Below are 1,267 nucleotides of genomic sequence, written 5' to 3'. Positions count from 1 at the left end.
CGCGTCGGCAAGCGCAACGAGCTCACGCCGTTCGGCGCGATGGTGCTGGCGCGCGCCAAGCGCATCTCGATGGAGACGCACGAGCTCAAGCGCGCCGCCGCGCTGCTGGCCGACGGGCAAGCCGGTTCGGTGCGGCTGGGGCTTGGCGCCGCGCCGGGAGCGTTGTTCTCGTCGCCGCTGCTGACCCACATGCTGCGCAACCATCCGCGCGTGGGCCTGCAACTGCACGGCGGCGGGCCTGACTTGCAGCTGGCGGCGCTGCGTGCGCGCACGCTCGACGCGCTGGTGCTTACCTACCGGGCCGTGTCACCGCGCGAGGACCTGCACATCGACGTGTTGCCGACACTGCGCTCCGGTTTCGTCTGCCGGCGGGGCCATCCGCTTCTCGCCAAGGGCCGCGGCAAGCCCGTGCGCTTCGACGATCTCGTGCGCTATCCGGTGGTCTCGACGATGGTCAGCGACGACGTGGCGCGCATCCTGGTCGAGCGCTCCCGCAGCGCTGGCTGCACGTGTCGTCGGAAGACATTGGCGCGTTGATCGATGCCGTGCGCAACACCGATGCGATCTTTCTGGGCGTGCTCGCGGCCACGCGTGCGCTGCAGGACAGCGGAGAGTTGGCCGAATTGAAGGTGGAGCCTGCTGCGGGGCTCAGCGCGCAGTTCGCCTTCGTCACGCTCGAAGGCCGCACCGAGGCGCCTGCGCTGCGGCTGGTGCGCGAGTTCTGCGTTGGGCTCGCGCAGGCCGGCGCCGATCAGTCGGGCGCGTAGTCGACCTGGTGGCGCGCGACGCGAAGGTCGCCAAGCTCTTCGCGCACGCGCAGGTGCGCAGGGTGCGTGGCGTAGCCGTCGAGCGAGGCTTGGCTGTCGAACTCGCTGTAGAGCACCACGTCGCAGGCATAGCTTGCGCGGCTCGAATCAACGCCCACTTCGATGTGCAGCAGGCCCGGGATCTGGCCGCGCAGCGATTCGAACTTGCGCTTGAGCAGCTGGCGGGCCTGCGTCTTTTCTTCCGGCGTGTCGCCACGCAGGTCCCACATCACGATGTGCTTGAACATGCGGACGATGGTAAGCACGCGCCTCGCGAAAGGCCATGCGCCGCAGGCCTTCGCGCGTGAAGAACAGTTTTCCGCTTCCGCGCGTTGCGCGCCGCTATGCGTGCTGCTTGCCGAGGAAGCTCGAAATCAGATCCATCGGCAACGGGAACACGATGGTCGTGTTCTAGTCCGCGCCGATCACCGTGAGCGTTTCCAGGTAGCGCAGCTGGATGG

The 1,267-nt window shown here is 68.1% G+C and carries 4 protein-coding genes; 3 read left to right on the top strand and 1 reads right to left on the bottom strand.

Annotated features, from left to right (window positions below; translation table 11 throughout):
- Positions 1–537, top strand: a 537-nt coding sequence (locus ACSFA3_RS24020) for a LysR substrate-binding domain-containing protein (RefSeq protein WP_435507905.1), incomplete at its 5' end; no start/stop codon positions are given.
- Complete coding sequence (locus tag ACSFA3_RS24015) at positions 510–767, top strand: hypothetical protein (protein WP_435507904.1); 258 nt, start codon at positions 510–512, stop codon at positions 765–767. The genes ACSFA3_RS24020 and ACSFA3_RS24015, both read left to right, overlap by 28 nt.
- Here the strand turns inward: ACSFA3_RS24015 and ACSFA3_RS24010 are convergent.
- Complete coding sequence (locus tag ACSFA3_RS24010; protein ID WP_435471840.1) at positions 752–1,054, bottom strand: Dabb family protein; 303 nt, start codon at positions 1,052–1,054, stop codon at positions 752–754. The two genes, ACSFA3_RS24015 and ACSFA3_RS24010, sit on opposite strands and share 16 nt — an antisense overlap.
- Between ACSFA3_RS24010 and ACSFA3_RS24005 the strand changes: the two genes are divergently transcribed.
- A partial coding sequence (locus ACSFA3_RS24005) for a hypothetical protein (RefSeq protein ID WP_435507903.1) occupies positions 1,047–1,267 on the top strand: 221 nt, incomplete at its 3' end. The genes ACSFA3_RS24010 and ACSFA3_RS24005 overlap by 8 nt on opposite strands.

Origin of the sequence: Variovorax glucosi, from assembly GCF_051216695.1 — a bacterium.
In the GTDB taxonomy this organism is placed as follows: Bacteria; Pseudomonadota; Gammaproteobacteria; order Burkholderiales; family Burkholderiaceae_C; genus Variovorax.
This window is presented reverse-complemented; position numbering and strand designations above follow the sequence as displayed.